This window comes from Streptomyces sp. NBC_01268 (assembly GCF_036240795.1).
GTDB lineage: Bacteria > Actinomycetota > Actinomycetes > Streptomycetales > Streptomycetaceae > Streptomyces.
In genome coordinates this window covers 7,154,608-7,175,089 of sequence record NZ_CP108454.1, presented here as the reverse complement: position 1 = coordinate 7,175,089, position 20,482 = coordinate 7,154,608, and the positions used below count along the sequence as shown (strand labels likewise).

Annotated in this window: 17 protein-coding genes; 4 read left to right on the top strand and 13 right to left on the bottom strand. The window is 75.7% G+C overall.

What is annotated here, in order from left to right:
* Positions 1-51 precede the first annotated feature (51 nt).
* Both OG309_RS32270 and OG309_RS32265 read left to right on the top strand, forming a co-directional pair.
* On the top strand, positions 52-243 hold the full coding sequence (locus OG309_RS32270; protein ID WP_329426287.1) for a hypothetical protein: 192 nt from the start codon (positions 52-54) through the stop codon (positions 241-243).
* A 117-nt stretch (positions 244-360) separates the two neighbouring features.
* Complete coding sequence (locus tag OG309_RS32265) at positions 361-1,356, top strand: DMT family transporter (protein ID WP_329426285.1); 996 nt, start codon at positions 361-363, stop codon at positions 1,354-1,356.
* Here OG309_RS32265 and OG309_RS32260 read toward each other — a convergent pair.
* From OG309_RS32260 to panD, 4 genes are all read right to left on the bottom strand, one after another.
* The gene (locus OG309_RS32260; RefSeq protein ID WP_329426284.1) at positions 1,237-2,679 is read right to left on the bottom strand and encodes a transglycosylase family protein; all 1,443 of its coding nucleotides are present in this window, start codon (positions 2,677-2,679) and stop codon (positions 1,237-1,239) included. The genes OG309_RS32265 and OG309_RS32260 overlap by 120 nt on opposite strands.
* 354 nt (positions 2,680-3,033) lie before the next feature.
* Complete coding sequence (locus tag OG309_RS32255) at positions 3,034-3,699, bottom strand: aspartate/glutamate racemase family protein (RefSeq protein ID WP_329426282.1); 666 nt, start codon at positions 3,697-3,699, stop codon at positions 3,034-3,036.
* The gene (locus tag OG309_RS32250; RefSeq protein ID WP_329426280.1) at positions 3,696-4,040 is read right to left on the bottom strand and encodes a GNAT family N-acetyltransferase; all 345 of its coding nucleotides are present in this window, start codon (positions 4,038-4,040) and stop codon (positions 3,696-3,698) included. The genes OG309_RS32255 and OG309_RS32250 overlap by 4 nt, the downstream gene beginning before the upstream one ends.
* A gap of 50 nt (positions 4,041-4,090) precedes the next feature.
* Complete coding sequence (gene panD, locus OG309_RS32245; RefSeq protein ID WP_329426278.1) at positions 4,091-4,516, bottom strand: aspartate 1-decarboxylase; 426 nt, start codon at positions 4,514-4,516, stop codon at positions 4,091-4,093.
* Between the two features lie 180 nt (positions 4,517-4,696).
* Between panD and OG309_RS32240 the strand changes: the two genes are divergently transcribed.
* On the top strand, positions 4,697-5,443 hold the full coding sequence (locus tag OG309_RS32240; RefSeq protein WP_329426277.1) for a 4'-phosphopantetheinyl transferase family protein: 747 nt from the start codon (positions 4,697-4,699) through the stop codon (positions 5,441-5,443).
* On the opposite strand, the gene OG309_RS32235 is transcribed toward OG309_RS32240, so the two are convergent.
* The 6 genes from OG309_RS32235 to OG309_RS32210 form a co-directional block, all read right to left on the bottom strand.
* A complete protein-coding gene (locus OG309_RS32235) occupies positions 5,428-5,634 on the bottom strand; it encodes a hypothetical protein (protein ID WP_329426275.1) in 207 nt (68 codons plus the stop codon). The genes OG309_RS32240 and OG309_RS32235 overlap by 16 nt on opposite strands.
* A 281-nt stretch (positions 5,635-5,915) precedes the next feature.
* Complete coding sequence (locus OG309_RS32230; RefSeq protein ID WP_329426273.1) at positions 5,916-10,739, bottom strand: NaeI family type II restriction endonuclease; 4,824 nt, start codon at positions 10,737-10,739, stop codon at positions 5,916-5,918.
* The gene (locus OG309_RS32225) at positions 10,732-11,676 is read right to left on the bottom strand and encodes an AAA family ATPase (RefSeq protein ID WP_329426271.1); all 945 of its coding nucleotides are present in this window, start codon (positions 11,674-11,676) and stop codon (positions 10,732-10,734) included. The genes OG309_RS32230 and OG309_RS32225 overlap by 8 nt, the downstream gene beginning before the upstream one ends.
* A 34-nt stretch (positions 11,677-11,710) precedes the next feature.
* A complete protein-coding gene (locus OG309_RS32220; RefSeq protein WP_329426269.1) occupies positions 11,711-13,882 on the bottom strand; it encodes a hypothetical protein in 2,172 nt (723 codons plus the stop codon).
* A complete protein-coding gene (locus tag OG309_RS32215; RefSeq protein ID WP_329426267.1) occupies positions 13,879-14,916 on the bottom strand; it encodes an alpha/beta hydrolase in 1,038 nt (345 codons plus the stop codon). Before OG309_RS32215 ends, OG309_RS32220 begins: the two co-directional genes overlap by 4 nt.
* Positions 14,917-15,047: 131 nt before the next feature.
* A complete protein-coding gene (locus tag OG309_RS32210; protein ID WP_329426266.1) occupies positions 15,048-16,367 on the bottom strand; it encodes a nucleotide disphospho-sugar-binding domain-containing protein in 1,320 nt (439 codons plus the stop codon).
* Positions 16,368-16,567: 200 nt separating this feature from the next.
* Here OG309_RS32210 and OG309_RS32205 point away from each other — a divergent pair, with 200 nt between their 5' ends.
* Positions 16,568-17,704, top strand: a complete 1,137-nt coding sequence (locus OG309_RS32205) for a winged helix DNA-binding domain-containing protein (RefSeq protein ID WP_329426264.1) — start codon at positions 16,568-16,570, stop codon at positions 17,702-17,704.
* A 234-nt stretch (positions 17,705-17,938) separates the two neighbouring features.
* Here the strand turns inward: OG309_RS32205 and OG309_RS32200 are convergent, their stop codons facing one another.
* The 3 genes from OG309_RS32200 to OG309_RS32190 all read right to left on the bottom strand — a co-directional run bounded on the left by OG309_RS32200 (position 17,939) and on the right by OG309_RS32190 (position 20,481).
* Positions 17,939-18,355: a hypothetical protein gene (locus tag OG309_RS32200; protein WP_329426262.1), complete on the bottom strand. Its 417-nt coding sequence runs from the start codon at positions 18,353-18,355 to the stop codon at positions 17,939-17,941.
* A 184-nt stretch (positions 18,356-18,539) separates the two neighbouring features.
* Positions 18,540-19,451, bottom strand: a complete 912-nt coding sequence (gene opcA / locus OG309_RS32195; protein WP_329426260.1) for a glucose-6-phosphate dehydrogenase assembly protein OpcA — start codon at positions 19,449-19,451, stop codon at positions 18,540-18,542.
* A 100-nt stretch (positions 19,452-19,551) separates the two neighbouring features.
* Entirely contained in the window at positions 19,552-20,481 is a 930-nt protein-coding gene (locus OG309_RS32190) for an NADP-dependent oxidoreductase (RefSeq protein WP_329426258.1), read from the bottom strand.
* Position 20,482 lies beyond the last annotated feature (1 nt).

The window sequence follows — 20,482 nt, the reverse complement described above, 5'->3', positions numbered from 1 at the left end:
CCGGCATCCTCCCGCACGCGCGCGGCCCGACCGGCCCGGGCCGCCGAGCGGATGGCCGAGGAGCTCGCTCCGTCGGCCCGTGCGACCCTCCACCTGCCGGGCGACCGGGTCGGGAACACGATGCGGGCCAATGTGGACCGCGTCACCCGCCGACTGGCTCGGGATGCGGACTTCGCCGACGCCCGGATCGTCGGCGCCCGCTTCGACCTGGACACCGGAAAAGTCGCATTCCACCCGGCCTGACCTGCACAGGCGTACATCCCAGGGTGTACGAGGGGGCTTCGTACTCCATCCGCGGTACCTCCGATCGCGTCCCCAGGTACGAAGACGGGAGCGCCGAGGAGAGAGATCGTGGAGGGTATGAGCCCCCTCCTGCTGTCCGTGCTCCTGGCCCTGGTCTCGGCGGTCGCCTACGCGGCCGCGGCGATCGTGCAGGAGCGCGTCGCGGCCTCCGCCACCGGACCGCGCTACGCCCCGCTGCGCACCCCCGCGTGGTGGGGCTCCGTCCTGCTCAACGGGCTCGGCGCGGCCCTCCACGTGGCCGCGCTGGCCTACGGTCCGCTCAGCCTGGTCCAGCCGCTGGGCGCCCTGACCATCGTGTTCGCGCTGCCGATGGCGGCACTCCTGGTGGGCCGCAAGGCCGGCCGCACGGCCTGGTGTGGCGCCGTGATGGCGACCGTCGGCCTGGCCGGGCTGCTCAGCCTGACCGGCGGCACCGGTACCCAGACCCTCTCCGACGGCGAGCGGCACCTGCTCACGGTGACGACCTTCGGTGCCGTGGTCCTGCTGTTCGTCCTGGCCCGGCTGGTCGGCCGCACGGTGCTGCGCAGCGTGGTGCTGGCCGCCGCGGCCGGGGTGTCCTTCGGCATCGCCTCGGTCTTCACCAAGACGGTCGCCGAGGAGTGGACGGCGCGCGCGCCGCTCGCCGAGTGGACCAGCCTGCTGACCCTCTCGGCGCTCGCGGTGACCGGACTGCTGCTGTCCCAGGCGTCGTACCGGGGCGCGGGGCTCGCGGCCCCGCTCGCCACGGTCACCGTGGTGAACCCGGTGATCGCGGCGGCGGTGGGGCTGACGCTGTTCGGCGAGTCCTTCCGTTACGGGACGGCCGGCACGGTCGCCGCGCTGATCTGCGGCGCGGTGGCGGCGGGCGGCCTGGTCCAGCTCACCCTCGACCGGCTGACCCGGGCCGAGGACTCGCCCGCGGTGTCAGACCGGGCGAGGGCCGGCGGGACACGATCAGATCGACACGCCCCTGGCGCGGAGGTAGGCGAGGGGGTCGATGTCGGAGCCGTACCCGGGACCCGTGCGCATCTCGAAGTGGAGGTGCGGTCCCGAACTGTTGCCGGTCGATCCTGAACGCGCGATGCGCTGACCGGGGTTGACCCGCTGCCCCTCGCGCACGTTCAGCGCCGACAGGTGCGCGTACTGGCTGTAGCGGCCGTCCTCGTGGCGGATGACGACCTGGTAGCCGTACGAGCCGGCCCACCCGGCGGAGACCACCCTGCCGGAGGCGACGGCCCGCACCGACGTGCCGGTGGGGACCGGGAAGTCGACGCCCGTGTGGTAGCCGCTGGCCCAGGACGAGCCCTCCTTGCGGTACCGGGTGCCGATGTCGGTGTCGGAGACGGGAGCGGCGAAGCGGTCGGCCTCGGGGGCGGCGGGCCGGGCGGCCGGCTTGTGGACCGGCTTGGGCGCGGGCTTGTGGACGGGCTTCGCGGCCGGCTTCGGCGCGGGCTTGTGCACGGGCCGGGCGGCGGGGGGCCTGGCCGCCGGGCTGGTGCCGGGCCGCGTCACCGGCCGGGTGACGGGCTTGGTCGCGGGCGCGTGCGGGGCGGGCGCGTGCGGGGCGGGCGACTGGGTGGCGGGTGCCTTCGTGGCCGGGGGCTTGGCGACCGGCTTCGTCTTCGAGGGCTCGCCCGCGGGCCTGGCGGGCCGCGTGGGGCTCGTGGGGCGCGTGGGCTTGGTTTCGGCCTTCGGGGGCGCCGTCGGGGCGCTCATCCGCAGGGTGAGCCGCTGGCCCGGGTAGATGAGGTCGGGGTCGTCGCCGACGACCTTCCGGTTGGCCTCGTAGAGCCGCTGCCAGCCGCCCCGGAGGTGCTCGTCGCGGGCGATGGCGGAGAGGGAGTCGCCGGGGGTGACCGTGTACATCTCGCGGACGCTCGGCACGGCGGTGGGGCTGGTGCCCGCGGGCTTCTTCCGCTGGGCGGGCAGCGCGGCCTTCGAGGCGCCGGCGGCCGTACCGGTGTCGGTCAGCGGGCGGGTGCGCTGCGTCTGCGGTGCCACGTCGGGGGCTTCGCCGCCCCGTTCGAGCCCGGCGCCCGGCGCGCAGCCCGGCCAGGCGCCCGGGCCCTGCCCCTTGAGCACGCGTTCGGCGACGGCGATCTGCTGGTCCTTGGAGGCCAGGTCGGCGCGCGGCGCGTAGTGCGTGCCGCCGTACCGCTCCCAGGTGGACTGGCTGAACTGGAGGCCGCCGAAGTAGCCGTTGCCGGTGTTGATCTGCCAGTTGGAGGTGGACTCGCAGGCGGCCAGCTTCTCCCAGACGTCGAGCGAGGCCGCCTGGGCCGTGCCCGCGCCGATCAGCGGCAGCGCCATTCCGGCACCGCCCGCGGTGACGGTCAGCGAGGCCCGGTTGATCAGGCTCGGCTGGTACCGGCGGCGGTGTCTCCCGCGTAAGGCCATGGGCCCCCCTTGAACGCATCGGCAGTCGCCCACGGTAAGGGTGGGCAACCGTACGTGACAAGGCCCCTGGCACAATCCCCGGGCTGCTCCGTCACCTCGCCGTCAGGGGCCCGCGGGACCCGGCTGCGGCTGGGGCTCCGGCTCGGGTACGGGCACCGGGCCCGGCGGAGGCCCCGGCACCGGGCTCGGCGGCGGTACGGGCGGGGGCGAGGGCACCGGCGGAGGGACCGGCGTCGGGACGGGCGGCGACAGCGGATCGGGGTACGGCGGCTGGGTCATGGCGGACTCCGGCGCTCGGGGGCAGGGTCGGCTCCAGGTTCCCCCGGTCCGTGCGCCCGCGCGCGCGGAGCCCGTTCATTCGGGTCCGTGGCCGACCGCGCGGGCCGCCGCCGCGAGCCCCGTACCAGGACTGGACAGCACCGTCAGCGGGGCGCGTACGCGCTCTGCGGCGTCGGCCATGGAGGCCTGGGCCAGCACGACCACGGGCTCCTCGGCGGGGTCGATCCCGTCCACGGCGGCGGCGACGGCGTCGAGGTAGCCCTCCCGGTCGCCGGCCTCGAACCGCTCCCACGCCTCCGTCACCAGCAGGGTGCCGACGAACGTGGTCCGGTCGGCGGACTCCTCCCGGAGCAGGTCCAGGGTGGGCCGCACGGTGGACCGCACGGCCGCCACGATCACCACGGGCCGCCCGGCGCGCACGGCCTCGGCGGCCATCGGGCGGTCGACGCGCAGCACGGGCACGCCGAGGGCGCCGGCCCGCGCCTCGGCGACGGCACCGAGGGTGGAGCAGGTGCACAGGACGGCGCCCGCCCCGTCGGCGACGGCCTCGGCGAGGACGCGGCCGACGTCGTCCGCGACGGCGTCGGGCCCCTCGGCCCGGGCCCGGTCGAGCAGCCCCTCGTGGACGAGGTGGCGCAGACCGAGCCCGGGGTGGTGCCGGTCCCGCAGCGCGTCGAAGACGGGCACGTGGACCGGCGAGGTGTGCAGCAGGGCGAGCGGGCCTCCGGGCGCCGGGGTCACCACAGCTCCGGCGAGGCCTTGAGCTGCCGCTTGGCCGCCCGGGTGACCTCCTCGGGAGGCACCGGGGCCTCCTCGGGGTGCCGTTCGGCCCACTTCGCCGTGTACGGGCAGAGCGGGACGACGGGGACGCCCGCGGCGGCCGCGATCCGGTAGAACTCCCCGACCAGCGCGCTCGCGACGCCCTTCCCCTCGTGGGTCGCCTCGACCACGGTGTGCACCGCGACGAGGGCGTGCGGTTCGCCGTCCAGGGCGAAGTAGACGACGACACCGGCGTAGTCGCCGTCGTCGAACGCCTCCAGGCGCCCCTTCTCCCGGTCGTCTCGGATCGTCAAGTCGGCCATGCTGCGGTCCTCCCGGACTCCTCGGCTGCGGCCTGCCGGCCGCCTGGGGCTCAGACCTGAGCGGGCACCGCGTGCGGCGCGCGCACCGTCTCGCTGCCCGGGACCGGCGCGGACGCGTCCTGTCCCAGCTCCACGATGCGGTTCTCGCCGTCCACGTGCACGACACGCGGCACGAGCGTCCGCGCCTCGGCGTCCGCCACCTGGGCGTAGCTGATGAGGATGACCAGGTCACCGGGGTGCACGAGATGGGCGGCGGCCCCGTTGATGCCGATGACGCCGGAGCCGCGCTCGCCCTCGATGACGTAGGTCTCCAGGCGGGCCCCGTTGTCGATGTCGACGATGTGGACCAGCTCGCCGGGGAGGAGATCGGCGGCCTCCATCAGCTCGGCGTCGACGGTGACGGACCCGACGTAGTGGAGATCGGCCTGGGTGACGGTGGCACGGTGGATCTTGGACTTGAACATGGTTCGCAGCACGAAAGCGCTCCTAGACTCGGCTCCCTGCCCGCTTTGTGCAGGTCAAGGGCGTTGTTCACTGTACAGCGGACGGCTTTTCGAGGGTACGGAACGTGGTGGGCGGGCGCACCGAGAGTCCCGTCACGCCCGAACCGGGAGAACGGGGCTTCCCGGGCGCCGGATCGCCCTAGAGTCGGGGCCGTGGACGATGCCGAGATCATCCCGAAGGAGTTCGGCCGGGACCGGCCGGCGGCCGGGCTGCCCGGGGCGGCCGAGGTGTGGCTGGTGCCGCCCGGGGCGGTCGCGGCGGACGGAGGCCCGGGGGTGCTCGACGCCGAGGAGCTGCACCGGGCGGGGCGGTTGCGGCGGGCGGTCGACCGGGAGGTGTACGTGGCCGCGCACACGGCGCTGCGGGTGCTGGCCGGGGCCTACCTCGGGCAGGCGCCCGCAAGGCTGGTGTTCGCGCGTCAGGAGTGCCCGGGGTGCGGCGGACCGCACGGGCGGCCGGTGCTCGCCGGGGACGCGGCCGGGCTGCACTTCTCGCTCTCCCACAGCAGGGACCTCGCCCTGGTCGCCTTCGCGCCCGTCCCCGTCGGCGCTGACGTCGAGGGCGTGCCCGAGGCGCGGACGGTCGGCAACGTGGCGAGCGCGCTCCATCCGGACGAGCGGCGTGAGCTCGCCCTGCTCGACGGCGCCCCGCTCGCCTCGGCCTTCACCCGCTGCTGGACGCGGAAGGAGGCGTATCTGAAGGGGACGGGCCAGGGCCTGTCCGGCAGCGGGTTCGCCGACACCGTCGTGGGGACGGGCGCGCGCCCGCTGCCCGTGCCCGGCTGGACGCTCACCGACGTGCGCGTCCCGCGGGGCTTCGCGGCGGCGTGCGCGGTGCGCACGGTGCCTCAGGCGCGGTCTCACACCGTGGCCCGCCCGGTGTCTCACCCGGTGGCGTAGTCGCGCAGGACGATGTTGTCGGGCGCGTGCCGCATGGCGTCGAGCAGCCGCTCGCTCTCCCGGCCGTTGCCCGCGAACCGCTCGACGAGCACCTCCTGCTGGCGTGCCACGTCCCGCCGGTCCAGGTCCGCGTCCGGGGAGCCGAAGGAGAAGACGGCCTTCGCCTCGGTGTTGTGGCGGGCGCTGTACATCGCGACCATCCGGTTCGCGCCGCGCGCAGCCGGGACACCTGGGACTGCAGCGCGTGCGCGGTCACCGCGCCGCCCGGTTCGACCTCCTCGGCCAGCCGCTCGGCCGACACGACGACGCCGGGACGCACGAGGAGCAGGGCCGGCAGGGCCCTGCGCGCGGGACCGCCGAGGGCCACTTCGGTGCCGTCGTCGTGCCAGGCCCGGGTGTCGCCGGGGATTCCGAAGCGCATTCCCGGAATCAGATCACGCGGCGGATCCCGGGGTCCTCGCCACGCACCCCCTCACCGGCTGCGGAGGGCGGGGAACCCGGCCGGGAGCGGGGCGAGTTCGTCGTCCTCCCCCGCGATGACCCAGGCGGCCCCGTCGGCGACGACGGAGGGCCGCGCGCCGTGCTCGGAGCGGCGCCGGACGAGCGGGGCGCACACGTACTCGTCCGTTTCCGGGACCGGCAGCCGCAGTGTCTCGGCGGTCTCCCGGCCCCGCGGGTTGCCGGTCAGGAGCAGCAGGCCGTCCTCGCGCAGGGCGGCGCCCGCGAGGCGTACGGTGCGGGCCGGGTCGGTCTCCCGGACCAGGGGGCGCAGCGCCGAGGCGGGCACCGCGCGGAAGCGGACCCGGCGGAAGAGCTCGGCGACGCGGGAGACGCCGTCGGGGCGGGAGACGACCGCGTCCCGGGCGTCCGGCGCCAGATGCAGCAGGACGTTCTCGGGGAGCGGCGCGTCCCGGTGCAGCCAGAGGACCCCGCTGCGGTGGGCGTCCGCCGTGAGCGCCGAGAGGCCGTGCCGTTCACCGGCGGGCCTGAGGTGTTCGGGCCGTACCCGGACGAGCCCGGCGGACCAGGTGGTCCGCAGGTCGTCCGCGTAGACGATCAGGGCCACGGTCCCGACGGCGTTCGGGGCGAAGGTCTCGCGCGGGCCGTGGAGGGAGAACTTCACGTCGAACGGCACGTCGCCCTGCGGACGTTGCCACAGCAGGCCGAACGTCCGGCCCCGTACGAAGGGGAAGACGTCCTGGAGCGCCGCTCGCACGTCGCCACGGATCCGCGCCTGTTCGTCCGCCTCCAGGTCCCGCACGTCGAAGCGGCCCGTGTTCCTCGCGTCGAGCGCGCCGTCGAGGCAGTCCCGCAGGATCCCCGCGAAGCGCCGGCCGTCCGGGTCGAGCTCGTTGAACACCCGCGCCAGCGAAAGGAGTTCGCCGTCGTACGCGGAGAGGTCGAGGAGCGGGGTGAGGATCACGCAGACCTCGGTGCCGTCCTGCGTGCGTACCTCCTGCGCGGTGAAGCGCCGCACGGCGTCGGTGTCGCGCACCTGGGCGAACACCTCCGGCGAGACGCAGAGCGTGGTGTCGTCCGGGTAGTTCCCGGACACCCTGTGGAACTCGGCGGACCGCAGCATCTCCCGGGTGTACTCGACGCCGAGGCCGGGGTGCGGGTCGTCCGGGCCGAGGCGCGCCGGACCCGTGTGCACCCCGATGCGCAGCGGGCGGCCGATGCCGCCCTGCGACCGTCCGGGCAGCTGGTCGACCAGGGCCCGCAGCACCGCGTCGACGGGTACGACGGAGTCGACGAGCAGCAGGACGGAGTGGTCCAGGAGCTCGATCTCGTACGGGCCGGCGACCGCGCCAAGCCGGAGGGCGGCCCGCACGTCCGAACCGAGGAGCCGCGGGTCGGGGCCCTCCAGCACGACGAAGGTCCGCCCGGCCGACGCGTTCGCCCGGGCGGTACGGAGCAGGCGCTCTGCGACCTCCCGGCCCGCCGCGTCGCCGGCCGCATCGAGGAGCTCCAGGGCACGCCGGGCCGGCTCCTGAGCCTCGCCGCCCCGGTCGAGGAACAGGAGGGTGTCGGCCAGCCGGACCAGCGCCTGCCCCTCTTCCTCACCGAGGCCGCGGTCCGCGAGGTGCAGGGCCAACCGGCGCTGGGAGACGAGGAGTTCCTCGTACTCTCCGGACGCGGCGAGGGCCTTCTCCAGACAGCGCAGCGCCTCCGTGGTCTCCGGGCTCCGGGCGGTGGGGGGCGCGTCGAGGTACGCCAGGGCCTCCTCGGCCCAGGAGACCGCCGGCCGCGTGTCGTCCGGCTGCCCGTCGAGGGAGAGCCGGGCGAACAGCAGGGCGGTCGGACCGTACGTCGCCGCGTCACCCTGGAGCTGGAAGGTGCTGGCCTTGTGCACGGTGTCCCAGGCCTCGCGCGGACGCCCGGACGCCTGCTGGGCGTGGGCCAGCGCGACGACGGCCCGGACCCAGGCCTCGTCGGCGTGCAGCGAGCGCCCGTCGACCAGCGAGCGAGCGGCCCGCGCGAAGCGCGCGCGGTACAGCGGCGAGGCGCCGGTCTCGTGGAGGAGGAAGAGGGTGTCTGCCTCCGGGCCCGGGGGTCCGAGGCCCGAGGGGGACAGCGCGTTGGGGATCCACACCTCGGGGTGCGGCGCCGGCTCGGGCGTCACGCCCAACAGGGCGGGCAGCGCGCTGCCCGGGTGCCGCTCCTCGCGCAGGGCCGCGGCGGCGGCACGGCGGAAGCGGGCGATGCGCTCGCGGGCCACCACGCGCCGGGGCTCGAAGGGTGTGCCCTTCTCGACCTCCGCGTGGACGGCGTTGGGGAAGGCGTACTGCTCCGGCCCCGTGCGCTCCAGGAGGCCCGCGCGGACGAGGGTGTCGAGGAGGCGGGAGGATCCGGCCGTGCTGCTCTCCAGTACGGCCACGGCCTCCTGGAGCGTGAACTCGCCCGAGCTGACGACCGCGAGGCGCTCCAGAGCGCCCGCGAGGCTTCCCTGCCAGCGGTCCAGGTCGAGCCGATGGCGCACCAGCAGCATGGGGGCCACGGCCTGTTCCGTCGAACGGCGCAGTCCCGGAATGCCGCTCACCTTGTGCTCCGGGTCGAGGTCGAGGGTCAGCGTGCCGCCCAGGATGCGCAGCGAGAGCGGCCACCAGGCGTTGGAGCCGACGACCTCCAGCGCCTCGTCCACGGTGGCGTCCGGCCCCATCCGCGAGACGAGCAGCCGCGCGGCGTCCTCGCCCCTGAGGGGCGGCAGTTCGACGGTGTCCTCGGCCTGCCACCCGGTGGGCTTCTCGCGACCGGTGACCAGGCAGGCGCAACCACGGGGCGGGGTGGTGGAGAAGCGGTGCATGCTCTGCTGGCCGCCCAGGTCGTCCAGGACGAGCAGGACCCGTCTGCCCGCGAGCGTCCTGCGCAGCGTCTGCTCCAGGGCTTCGAACAGGCGCGGCGGGTGTTCGTCCGGGATCTCCTCCTCCGCGACGCCCAGCTCCCGCAGCACCCGGTAGAGCGCGGCTTCCGGCGGCAGCGGGTGCGGGGTGGAGCCGCGCAGCGGCACGAAGACGACGCCGTCGGGGAAGTGCTCGCGGAGGCGGTCGGCCACGTGCCGGGCGAAGGCGGTGCGCCCGGCGCCGGGGACACCGTCGCGCGCGGTCACGTAGACGAGCCCGTCGCCCTCGGCGAGCTCGCGGACCACCCGTTCGACGAGCTCCGCGTGTCCGACGAACGCGTCGGCTCCGGCCGGCGCCGACGACGGGTCCGGCCCGTCCGGGCGGCTCGGCTCCGCGAAGCCGAGCAGTTCCAGGGTGCGCCGTGAAGCCCGCGCGAAGGCCTCCTTCTCGGCGGCCCAGTCGTGCGGACCGTCCCCGTCGTGGGCGACCGACGGCAGCCGTCCGGGGCCCGCGTCGCGGGTGGCGACGTACCGGTCGAGCTCCTGGTGGACGGCCCACAGCTCGTGGGCGGGCAGCTCGGCGCGCAGGACGGCCTGGGCTTCGGGCGGCAGCACCAGTTCGATGCCGCCGGCGGCGTTCTCCTCCAGGTCGAAGAGGCCGCTGGTGACGAGTTCGGCCACGTCCGCGACGCCCGCCTCCGGGACCAACTGTTCGCGCAGGACGTGGATCAGGCGCAGGCTGAGGCGCTCGAACGGGGAGCAGAGCACGGCCAGTCGGGCCGCGCGCGGCGACGCGGTGCGCAGCAGGTTGCGGGCGAGGGTCCCGGGCGGCAGCGGGAGCGCCGGCGGCCGGGCGGGGCCGGGGGTGCGTCCGGTCGGCGGGACGAGGACGGCGGTGCAGCCCTCGGGGGCGCCGCGCATCAGGGTGTGCGACCAGCGGCCCAGGGAGTGCGGGGTCAGGGAGAGCACGGGGATCGGCAGCCAGTCGCCGTCCGTGCCGCCCGCGCCATCGGGGCCGTGGGGGTCGCGGGGCCCGGGCGGGCCGAGCAGCGGCGGGGGGTCGACGGGGACGCGGCTGCGGTGGGTGCCCGGGGCGGCGGGGGTGAAGCGCGCGGTGGGGAGGTTGAGGCCGCCGCGCCGCCAGAGGCGCGTCGGCAGCGGGTTGAGCACGGCGGTCGGAGTGGCGCCCGCCCACTCCCGCAGCAGGTGCCAGACCTCGGGGCGGCGCCAGGCGTCGGCCATGCAGTCGGAGACCACGACGACGAGCCGGCGCCCGTCGGAGGAGCGCAGCTGTCCGGGCACGAGGGGTTCGCCGGAGTCGTCGAAGGCGAGGTCGGTCACCTGGAGGGTGCGGAAGGCGCCGAGCCGGTCGAGGACGGCGGTGAACTCGGCGATCGTCTCGCGCCAGACGCGCATGCCGGGCGAGCGGTCGACGACGAGGGCCAGGTCGAACCAGCGCTCGGGCGCCGCCGCCAGGACGGGGATCAGTTCGCCGCTGCGGGCGTAGCCGTCGACGGTCGCGTCGATGTCGAGCTCGGCATGGCGGCCCCGCGGCCAGCGCCGCTTCCAGGGGCGTAACGCCCGGGTCAGTTCCAGGGCGTGGGGCAGTCCGGCGGCGCGGGGCGCGCCCACGGCGTGCCCGCGGACGTGGATGCCGCTGCCGGGCAGCCGCTCGTGCAGGGGGCGCGTGTCGGGGGCGGGTCGGCCCGCCGCGTCGGGCGGGCGGGGCGCCGGGGCCGGGGCGGGCTCCCTCGGGCGGGGCGGGGCGTCCGGCGGCCGCGACGGCTCGGCCCGGTCGGCGGTGGGCGGTGCGGGGGGTGCGGGCCGGTCCGTGGCGGCGGTCCGGTCCCCGGCCATGTGGGCGGCCAGCCAGAGCGCCTCCGCCAGCGCGGTGCCGTCCAGGTCGGGGACGGCGGAGCGCAGGGCGGAGAGCAGTCCGGGCAGGGGATCAGGCATGGGAGAGCTCGCGCAGGATCAGGTCCTCGATGGCCTGCCGCCGGTTCTCGTCGGGCGCGCCGGCCCCGGCGAGCAGGTGGACGGCGTTGAGGAGCTGGTCGACGGCGAGGCTCTCGCCCGCGGTGAGCCGTTCGAGGAAGACCGTGAGGAGCCGGTCCGCCTCGGGGGTGCGGGCGGTCTCGGGGCCCATGTGGGCCTCGACGATCCGCAGCAGGGTCTCGGGGGTGGGCAGCGGCATGGTGAAGCGGACGCAGCGGCGCAGGAAGGCGGCGGGGAAGTCGCGTTCGCCGTTGCTGGTCATGACGATGAACGGGAACTCGGTGCACTGCACGCGCCCGCGCCGTACCGCGTGGTGGGCGTCGCCCTGCCATTCCCGCACGGCGACGACGTCGGTCCCGTAGCGGGCGAGCTCGGGGATCTCGAACTCGCCGCGTTCGAGCACGTCGAGCAGGTCGCTGGGGAGGTCGAGGTCGCTCTTGTCGATCTCGTCGATCAGCAGGGCGCGGGGCCGGTCGGTGGGCAGCAGGGCGGTGCCCAGGGGGCCCATGCGCAGGAAGGGCGCGATGTCGTCGCCGCCGTCGCGGCCCTTGAGGCGCTGCGCGTGGATCCGGCCGAGGGCGTCGTAGCGGTAGAGCGCCTCGGTGAGGCTGCTGCGGGAGGTGATGTGCCAGCGCAGGACGGTGCCCAGGGCGAGTTCGGCGGCGACCTGTTCGATGACGGTGGACTTGCCGGAGCCCGCCGGCCCGGTGACGAGCAGCGGCCGGCGCAGCGCGAGCGCGGCGTTGACGGCCTCGACGAGGCCGGGCGGCGGCACGAACTGCTCGTGCAGGGAGCGGCGCGGGAACTCGCGCCAGGGCGGGGCCGGAGGGAGCGCGACGGGACTCTCGGGGTCGGCCGGGGCGGCGCCGTCGCCGACGTAGAAAGGCTGCCAGGTCATGCGGGTTCCTCCCCCTCCGTGTAACGCTGCCGGGTCATGCGGGGCTCTCCCCCTCCGTCAGGAACCGTTCCGGGAGGAACTGTTCCCGAGCCGTGTGCTCGCGATCGAACCATTTGCAGAATTCCAGCCACTCGTGACCGTCCCACACGGTGCGCAGTCCGGCGAGATGGCGTCGCCCCGCGTCGGCGTGCCCGCACGCGCCCCCGGGCCCGGGGGCGGACCGCCGGCGTTCCCGGTAGGCGCGGCTGAACTCGGCGGGCAGCAGGTGCCAGTAGGTGTCCACGGACCGCCGTACGGGCTCCGGTACGGGAGCGGCGGCGCCGGAGCCGTTGCGCGCGCCGGGCACCGACTGGTCCGCCTGCCCCGCCTGTTCGGGGTTGGGCCACATCACGATGGGCGAGGAGGCCAGCAGGATCTCCATCATGTCCTTGAGGTGGGCGGGCCGGTGTTCGAGCGCGACGGCGCGGCTGCGGGGCGCGGACCGGCGCAGCCGTTCGTGGAGTTCGTCGGTGCGCCGGGTGTCGGCCTCGCCGAGCCAGTCGACCCGGCTGCCGTCGGCGTGGGCGTCCATGGCCTTCAGGGTCGTACGGGCCTGGTCGTTGATCCACCACAGGTGGTCGGGGGGCTGGATGCGGTCGCTCCAGCGCAGCACCACGTCGTGGAGGTCGCCGAGGCGCATGCCGAAGTCGGTGTCCTCGGGGCGCCAGGTGGCGAGCAGCGGGGCGGGGGCGGCGATCTCGACCCGGCGCAACGGGGTGTCGAGGGCGTCGGCGTGCCGGGACGCCCAGCGCAGCACGCCGCCGAGGGTGCGCTCGACGCCGGTGCGGTCCTGCGCGGGGCAGGGGAACTCCTCGTGGCGCAGCACGGTCCCGCCGTCGAGGAGCCAGACGGCCAGCGACTCGGGCCAGTCGTCGCCGACGGCGGCGTGCAGGCTCACGACGAGCCGCAGCCGGGTCTCCCGGTCGTGCTCGGCGAGCCGCTCGAAGGCGTCGTTGAGGTCGATGGCGGCGTCGACGGCGCTCGCCCAGGCGCGCAGGACGTGGTGGCGCGGGTCGACGTGCGTGTCCCTGGCGAGGACGGCGACGAAGGCCGCGAGGGGTTCGGTGGGCCGCTGCTCGGCGCGTGGGGCCCGCAGCAGGAGGTACTCCACGGTGTCGCGCAGCAGTTCGCCGCCGGAGGAGTCCGGCAGCGGCGAGAGCGGGGCCGGGCACGCCTCGGCGAGGGCGCGCCGCAGCAGGGCGCTGGTCAGGTCGTCGCCGGGCCAGTCGGCGAGCAGGGCCTGGGTGCGTACGGCGCCCTGGAGGGCGGTGGTCACCCGGCGGGCCCAGCGCCGCCGGGGCTCCGGCAGCGCGGCCACGCGGGCGCGGAGCCCGTCCAGTTCCCTGGGGTGGACGAGCGTGTCGGCGACGGGTCCGTCGGCGGTGCCGACGGCACGGTCGAGGTCGGTCCGGCCGACCGGGCCGAACAGGGAGCCCGAACGGGCGTCGCCGTGGCGGGCGTTGCGGGCGAGCCACAACTCCGCCTCGGCGAACTGGGCGCCGTCGTAGTCGGTGTGGTGGACGGCCTGGCCCTCGGCGCCGCCGTCCTCGCGGACGGCGCGGACGACGGCGGAGGGGACGAGGGTCTCGCCGCCTTCGGCGATGCCCGCGTCGAGCACCTTGACGAGGGTGCGGCTGAAGCGGAGCTCGTACGCCTCCTCCTCGGCGCCGGAGCCCATGAGCAGCGAGAACCGGGTGTCGCCGCGCCGGATGCCGAGGGCCAGTGAGCCGAGGTCGGGCGTGGCGTTGCCCGCGTGGCAGGTGTCGACGAGGGCCACGACGCCGTCGATCCCGGGGGTGTCGACGAGTCCGGTGAGCAGCGAGCCGACGTCGACGGCGCTGGACGGGTCCTCGGCGTGGGAGTCGCCCGCCATGAAGTAGAGCCGGGTGCCGGCCGCCATGCCGTGGCCGAGCAGTCCGAGGACGAGGACCGCTCCGGCCTCGGCGGCGGCGCGCCCGGCCCGGCGGACGGCCTCCTCGACGCCGGTACGGGTGAGCCCGGGGCCGTACAGCAGGGTCGGTCCGTGCGGCTGGTCCTTCTCGCAGGCGCCGGCCCAGGGGGTGGTGAGGGTGTCGTGCAGGGCGCGGGTGGCCTGCTCCAGCTCGTCGAGGAGGCCGAGACCGGGGCACTGGGCCCCGATCACCAGCACATGGCGCGGTCCGGTCATCGCTCCGCGAGGGTGGTCAGGGCCTCGACGAGCGGACCGGCGACGGCCGGCTGCGCCAGGTACTTCGCCGCCGGGTGGACCCAGGCGCCGTCGGAGTCGACGCGGCGGGAGGCCGGGACGACGGCGGTGGCGTTGGGGCGTACGAAGGTCTCCAGGTGCGGGCGGGCGGCCACGATGTCGTCCCGGTCCCAGAAGTTGAGCCAGCGCCCCACGGAGGCGGGGGTGGCGAGGGGGTGGGGGCGGACCCGGGGCTGGACGGCGCTCCGGATGCCGAGGGGCGAGCCGAGGGTGACGAGGAGCGGCACGTCGGGGCGGCGGCGCGAGGACGGGGCGCCGTCCGGGCTTGCGCCCGCCGTCCCCGTGCCGGCGGCCTTCCCGTAGGTGATCTCGTGCAGCGTCTCCAGCGCGACGACGGTGCCGAGGGAGTGGGCGACGACGACGTTGGGGCCCTCGGGGTCCAGGCAGTCGGCGACGCGGGCGCGGATGCGCCGGTCGAGGGTGGCGCCGGTGGTGTCGGGTTCGGCGCGGTTGAGGTAGCGGGCGACCTGGCCGAGCATGCCGGCCGTGGTGCGGGCGCTGAGCCAGCCGCCGAGGGCGCGTACGCCCGGGACGGCGAGCAGGGTGGTGACGGCGTTGACCACGCGCCGGGCGGGCGCGCCCGCGCCCTGGGCCCCGGGAGGCGGGGCGAGCTGGGTGCGGGCGTGCCGCAGGGCGCGGGTCTCGGCGGCCGAGAGGGGGGCGTCGGGGTCGGCGAGGCGCTCGTCGACCGCTTCCAGGAGGAGCTCGGCGAGCACCTCGTCGTCCTGGTCGTCCCCCGCGCCGCTGCCGCTCCCCTGGCTGCCGGCCGTACGGAACAGGTCGCCGTAGTAGGCGAACCGGGCGTCGGCGGCCCAGCCTCCGGTCAGGCCGGAGACCCGTGCGCCGTGCCCGGCGGCGCGCGCGCCCGAGGCCACGGCCCGCAGCCATTCGTCCAGGTCGGCGGCGGCGTCGCGGGGGCCGCCGATGCCGTGGACGAAGACCAGGCGAGGTTTCATGGCGTCCCCGTTCTCCAGTTGCCTGCGGGCGATCCTTACGGGTGGGGCGGGGCGGGAGCAAGCTGTTGCGGAAGCTTCACCTGGTCTCGGCCAACTCCTCCGTCAGCTTGGCGGGATCACGGCGGTCCGGCTCAGCGGCCGGAGGTCGCCGTGACGAGGCCGTCGATCAGGGCGAGGGCGTCGTGCGCGGCGTACTCCTTGGCGAGGGCGGCGGCGCGCTCGCGGTAGGAGGGTACGGACAGGACGGTGTCCACGGCGGAGCGGAGCGCCTCGACGGTGGGGTCGCCGGTGCGCAGGTTGACGCCGGTGCCGGACCATTCGACGCGGGCGGCGACCTCCGGCTTGTCCTCGGTGTCGCCGGCCACGATCAGCGGGACGCCGTGGGCGAGGGCGGCCTGGGTGCCGCCGTAGCCGCCGTTGGTGACGAGCAGGTCGGTCAGCGGGAGGAGTTCGGCGAAGGGGACGAATCCGGCGACGCGGGCGTTGGCGGGGACGGCGGGCAGGTCGGCGGCGACCCGCTCGGCCGCGTCGGGGCGCCCGGTGGCGGCGACGACGAAGACGTCGTCGCGGTCCGCGAGGGCCCGCACGGTGGGAACGACGAGCCGGCCGAGGGCGGTGTTGGCGAGGGTGCCCTGGGTGACGACGACGATCCGCTTCCCGTCGGCGCGGGCCTTCAGGAGCTCGGGCCACCAGGCGGGCGGCTCCTGGGCGGTGCCGGGGTCGATGGGGATCGCACCGACGAAGCGGATGTTGGCGGGCTGGTCGCTGCGCGGGTACTCGAATCCGGCGACGGTGAGCTGGAGGAACGCGTCGGCGGCCTGGATCCGGAGCCAGCCGAGCGAGCCCTCGGCCAGGCTCACCCCGGCGGTGGTGAAGCAGCCGCGCAGGTGCTCGGCGAGCGGCTTGCTCCGCTCGGCCATCCGCGCGGCCAGCTCGGCGTACCGGGCGCGCTCGGTGTCGTCGACGGGCGGCAGCAGTCCCAGCAGGTGGGGCGCGGTGTCCCGGCTGTCGACGCCGAGCGGCGAGATGCCCACGCTGAACACGGCCGGGCGGCGGCCCGGTTCCTCGCCGAGGGCGAGCGCCACGCCCCCGAGGAACAGGTTGTCGTGGAGGACGACGGACGCCGGGAAGTCCGCCAGCACCTCGCGGAGCGCCCCGAGCTGGGCGGGGATCGGGTCGCCGAAGACGTGCATGACGTCCCACATGACCTGCGCGGGTCCGGCGGGGATCCCCTCCCGGCCGGGGAACCGGGCCGTCAGATCGCGGTCGTCGTAGTCGGCGGCGGCGGGCAGCGCCCGGAAGGCGGGGCCGGCCGCCTCGACCTGGGCGCCGAAGCGGGATCCGCCGAGGAAGACGACCTCGTGGCCGAGGCCGCAGAGGTGGCGGGCGATCTGGAGCAGCGGCGCGTGGTGGCCGGACACGGGCGTGGCGGCGACGAGGATCCTGGACACGGTGACGTTCCCCCCTGGGTACGGATGTCGTGCGGTCGGCGCGCACCTCGCGGGTGACGCGCGTAGCGAGCGTACGACCTGCGGCGACGCGACTTCGAAGCGTTGTCGCGCGACGGCGCGTCGGCCCGCCGCGCACGGCTGGGCGGGTGCGGAGCGCCCCCGCCGCCGCCCGCCCTCCGGATCCCGGGGACAATGCCCCCGTGAAGATCACCGCACGGGAGCTCAACCGCGCCACGCTCGGCCGTCAGCTGCTGCTCGCGCGTGCCCCGTTGGGCGTCGCCGAGGGCGTCCGGCGGGTCGTGGCACTGCAGGCGCAGCACCCGGGGTCGCCGTACCTGGCGCTGTGGAACCGGCTCGTCGGACTGGATCCGGCCGAGGTGGACGGCGTCTTCGCGCGCCGTGAGGTGGTGAAGGCGACGCTGATGCGGATCACCCTGCACGCGGTGCACGCCGGGGACTACCGGATGTTCCGGGAGGCGCTGCAGCAGACGCTGTACGGTTCGCGGCTCGGTTTCCGGTTCGCGGAGACGGGCCTGACCCCCGCCGACGGCGAGGAGTTGGTGCCGGGCCTGCTGGCGTTCGCCGAGGAGCCGCGCACGGTGGCCGAACTGCGCGGGTGGCTGGCGGAGCGGGTCGGCGCGGAGCGGGCGGAGGGCGCGTGGTGGGGGCTGCGGGCGTACGCGCCGCTGCACCACCATCCGACGGGCGGGCCCTGGTCGTTCGGTCTGCGCCCGTCGTACGTGACCTCCGGCGGCCCTCCCGTCACGGGCCGCGAGCCCTCAGCGGAGGCGCTGCGGGGTCTGGTCCGGCGCTATCTGGAGGGTTTCGGCCCCGCGTCGGTGGCGGACGTGGCCCAGTTCGCGATGGTCAGGCGCACCCCAATCCGCCGTGCCCTGAAGGACCTCGACGCCGAACTGGACCACCTGGAAGCCCCCGACGGCACCGCGCTCTTCGACGTCCCGGGCGCCCCACGACCGCCCGGCGACACTCCCGCCCCGCCGCGCCTGCTGCCCATGTGGGACAGCGTCCTCCTCGCGTACGCCGACCGGAGCCGGGTGATACCGCCCGAGTACCGCCGCGTGGTGATCCGCGTGAACGGCGACGTCCTCCCGACGCTGCTCGTCGACGGATACGTGGCGGGCGTGTGGCGCCCGGTCGAGGGCGGCATCGAGGCGACGGCCTTCCACGAGCTCCCGGCCCCGACGTGGGAGGCACTGGCCGAGGAGGCCCGGACCCTGACCGCACTCCTCACCGCCCGCGACCCGTGGCTCTACCGCCGCTACGCCAACTGGTGGGCCAAACTGCCCGAAGGCCGGGTGCGCGTGCTGCCGGGGTAGGGCGCGTCCCACCCCACGCGACCCGGGTCAGGTGAGGAGGCCGACGAGTCCGATCACCCGGACCGTGAACAGCGCGGGGACCCCACCAGACTGCCGGCACCCGCCACGTCGCCGAACCGGCCCGCATCGACCGGGTTCGTCGCCCCGCACCCTCGGGCGCCGTGGCCGAAGGCGGCCCCGACCGGGCTCGTGTCCGGTCGGGGCCGCCGTTCGGTCCGGGTCGTCCGGGGCGGGCTACTCGGGCTGGGTGACCGTCAGGGCCCAGCGGACGGAGTCCGACGAGGCGTCGACGCCGATGGTGAAGGAGCCGGAGCGGACGACGCCGGCCGGCATGGTGACCGAGCCGCGGCCGGGTTCGCCGGCCGGGCAGTCGGCGGTGAAGGCGGCCACCTGGTCCTGCTGGGACTCCATCGTCACCGTCACGGTGCCGCCGCCCTCGCAGGCCACGGTGAGGACGGTGGGGAGGCCCTCCCACGCGCCGCCCGACGCGACGCCGCCGTCTCCCCAGTGCTCCTCCACCCACACCAGGCCGTCCGGCCCCGGGTGCGGCAGCAGGACGTCGTCCGCCGACGCGGCGGTCGCGGCACCGGCGGCGCCCCAGACGAGGAACGCCGCGGCCGTCGTGGCCAGTACGGCTCTGAAACGTGTCATGGCTGTCTACCCCCTGTTGATCGCGGACCTGGTCGAGCCGCCAAGACTGCCTCCTCCGCATCCTCCCGCGCATGAGTACGGGTACTCATGCGCGGCGGCTTGGCGGCGGCGGCCGGGGGCGCCGAACCGGAGGACGGCCTCGCCCCCTCGGGCTCCCGGCGGACGCCTCGGCGCGGTGCGCCCCCTACTGCCCGTACCTCAAGGCCGCCGCGTACGCCTCGTCCGGGTCCAGGCGGCGCAGTTCCTCCGCGATGAGTTCCGCCGTGGTGCGGACCTTGAGGGCCATCACACGGCTCGGCTGGCCGGGGATGGCCAGGTGGGCGACCGGGCCTTCCGGGCGGTCGATGCGGATCTCGCCGTCCGGGGTGCCCATGCGGACGGCGGTGACGACCGGGCCGTCGGTGACGACCCGTTCGACCGGGACGTCCAGTCGGTCGCCGAACCAGCGGGCGAGGAGTTCGGCGCTGGGGTTGTCGGCCTCGCTCTCGACGGCGGCCGAGACCACCGTCGTACCGGCCTGGTCGAGGGCCGCCGCGAGCAGCGAGCGCCAGGGGGTGAGCCGGGTCCAGGCGAGGTCGGTGTCGCCGGGGGCGTACGAGGCGGCGCGGGCGGCGAGCGCGGCGAGCGGGTCCTCGACGGCGTACGTGTCGGTGATGCGGCGCTGGGCGAGGGCGCCGAGGGGGTCCTGGGAGGGCACCTCGGGGGCGTCGACGGGCCACCAGAGGACGACCGGCGCGTCGGGGAGGAGCAGGGGGAGGACGACGGAGTCGGCGCGTCGGCCGAGTTCGCCGTGGAGGCGGAGGAGGACGGTCTCGCCGGGGCCGGCGTCGGTGCCGACCCGCACCTCGGCGTCGAGGCGGGTCTCGCCGCGGCCGCGCGGGGAGCGGGCGTGCCGCTTGATGACGACCAGGGTGCGCGCGGGATGCTCGCGGGAGGCCTCGTTGGCCGCCTTCACCGCATCGTAGGCGTGCTCCTCGTCGGTGACGATGACCAGGGTGAGCACCATGCCGACGGCCGGAGTGCCGACGGCACGGCGGCCCTCCAGGATCGCCTTGTTGATCTTGCTGGAGTTGGTGTCCGTGAGATCGATCTTCATGGCCGGCGCCTGTTCCTTCCCTCGCGTGTCCGCATGCGCTCCCCCGCCCTCCCCGTAGCACCGGGCGGGTTCCGGATCTTCCCGAACACTATCGAGGTGTTCAGGCCTCGCCGACCGAGAGGACCAGCTTGCCCCGGGTGTGCCCCTCGCTGTTGAGCCGCCAGGCCTCGGCGGCCTCGCTCAGCGGCAGGACCTTCTCCACGGGGACGGTGAGGCGGCCCTCGTCGGCGAGGGCCGCGAGGGTGGCCAGGCCCGCGCCGTCGGGTCTCACCCAGACGTAGTGGCCGCCGAGCGCGGCCGCCCGGTGGTCGGCGATGGAGGCCAGGCGGGCGGCCGACGCGAGGAGTTCGACGGAGACGTCGACGGCCTCGCCGCCGACGAAGTCGAGCGCCGCGTCCACACCGCCCGGGGCCAGTTCGCGTACGCGGTCGGCGAGACCGGGGCCGTACGCGACGGGTTCGGCGCCCAGTTCGCGAAGGAACGCGTGGTTGGCGGGGCTCGCGGTGCCGATGACCCGGGCGCCGCGGGCGAGCGCGAGCTGGGTGCCGAGGGAGCCGACACCCCCGGCGGCGGCGTGCACGAGCACGGTGTCGCCCGCGCCGACGCCGACGCGGTCGGCCGCCTGGAGGGCGGTGAGTCCGGCGAGCGGGAGTCCCGCGGTCTGGGCCCAGCTCAGCGCGCGGGGCTTGCGGGCGAGCATCCGGACCTGGGCGGAGACCTTCTCCGCGTAGGCGCCGTGCTCGGCGCTGTCCTTGCGGATGTAGCCGAACACCTCGTCGCCCGGGGCGAACTCGGTGGAGTCCAGACCGTTGCGCTCGACGACCCCGGCGACGTCCCAGCCGGGGATCAGCGGGAAGTGGGTGACCATCAGGGGGTCGAGTCCGCCGGCGGCCAGCTTCCAGTCGACCGGGTTGATGCCCGCGGCCACCACCCGGATCAGGACCTCGCCGGGGGCGACCTTCGGGTCCGGGAGGTCCGCCGGCGCGAGTTCCTCGGGGCCGCCGTACCGCGGCATCGTCATGGCGCGCATG